The organism is Terriglobus sp. YAF25 (assembly GCF_052113305.1).
Lineage (GTDB): Bacteria > Acidobacteriota > Terriglobia > Terriglobales > Acidobacteriaceae > Terriglobus.
On the sequence record NZ_JBFRCY010001003.1, the window covers coordinates 1 to 1,235 of the forward strand.

Sequence of the window (1,235 nt, forward strand, 5' to 3'; positions counted from 1 at the left end):
CCCTGGGGCACTGCCGACACCGACGTGAAGGAGGCACTCAGCGGCAACATCTGCCGCTGCGGCGCTTACCCCAACATCGTCGCTGCCGTGCAGTCCGTCCGTCGCCACGCATAAGGAGGAACCAGGCCATGCAGCCCTTCGATCTCATCTCCGTCAATAGCATTCAGGACGCGGTCAAAGCCCAGTCCTCTTCCTCCACCGCTCAACAAGGCGCGTCTGTCCGTTACATTGCCGGTGGCACCAATCTCGTCGACTACATGAAGCTGAACGTCGAGACTCCAACAAAGCTCGTCGATATCAACGGACTTAACCTCACCGCCATCGAGCCTGCCGCCAATGGCGGCCTCAAGATCGGCGCGCTCGCCCGCAACACCGACGTCGCCTATCACGACGCCGTGAAGACGCAGTTCCCCGTGCTCTCACTCGCGATCCTGAGCGGAGCCTCCACCCAGCTCCGCAACATGGCCACTACCGCCGGCAACCTGCTGCAGAAGACACGCTGTGTCTACTATCGCGATACCGCCTATGGCTGCAACAAACGTCAGCCCGGCACCGGCTGCTCCGCCATCGGTGGACACAACCGCATGATGGCCATCCTCGGCACCAGCGACCAGTGCATCGCCTCCAACCCCTCTGACCAGAACGTCGCTCTCGCTGCGCTCGACGCCACCATCCACGTCACCGGCGCAAAGGGAGAACGCACTATCCCGATCGCGCAGTTCTATCTGCTGCCCGGCAATACGCCGGAACGCGAGACGGTTCTCGAACCCGGCGACCTCGTCACCCATGTCGCCATCCCGGCCCTGCCCGCGGGGGCGAAGAGCTACTACCTCAAACTGCGCGACCGCACTTCCTACGAGTTCGCCCTTGCTTCTGCGGCCGTTGTAGTCAAACAGAGCGGCGGCCGCATCGACTTCGTTCGCGTCGCCATGGGTGGAGTCGGGACCGTGCCCTGGCGCAGCCTCGAAGCTGAGAGAGCACTGCAAGGCAAAGTGGCAACACCGGCCAATTTCCGCGCGGCGGCAGAAGCTGCATTGCACGGAGCTCGTCCGCAGTCGCAGAACGGCTTCAAGGTTGAGCTCGCAAAGCGCTGCCTCACCCACGCACTCGCCGAAGTCACTCGTCACGCATAAGGAGGAACCCGATGGAACAGCAGACACCACAGCCCGTTACTGAGAGCAAGATCGTCGGTGTACCCACGCCGCGCATCGATGGACCGCTGAAGACCACCGGCG

General features: G+C 63.0%; 2 protein-coding genes. Both read left to right on the forward strand.

The genetic code is table 11. The annotated features are described in order from the left end of the window. Positions 1–24: 24 nt before the first annotated feature. Positions 25–114, forward strand: a complete 90-nt coding sequence (locus tag AB4043_RS26020) for a 2Fe-2S iron-sulfur cluster-binding protein (RefSeq protein ID WP_442308592.1) — start codon at positions 25–27, stop codon at positions 112–114. A 14-nt stretch (positions 115–128) separates the two neighbouring features. After that, positions 129–1,133 carry an FAD binding domain-containing protein gene (locus AB4043_RS26025; protein WP_442302444.1) on the forward strand — a complete coding sequence of 335 codons (1,005 nt, stop codon included), beginning with the start codon at positions 129–131 and terminating at the stop codon, positions 1,131–1,133. Positions 1,134–1,235 lie beyond the last annotated feature (102 nt).

Bases quoted from the DNA above. Each gene is read 5' to 3' on its own strand.
- AB4043_RS26025 (WP_442302444.1), top strand. From the start codon at position 129: ATGCAGCCCTTCGATCTCATCTCCGTCAATAGCATTCAGGACGCGGTC.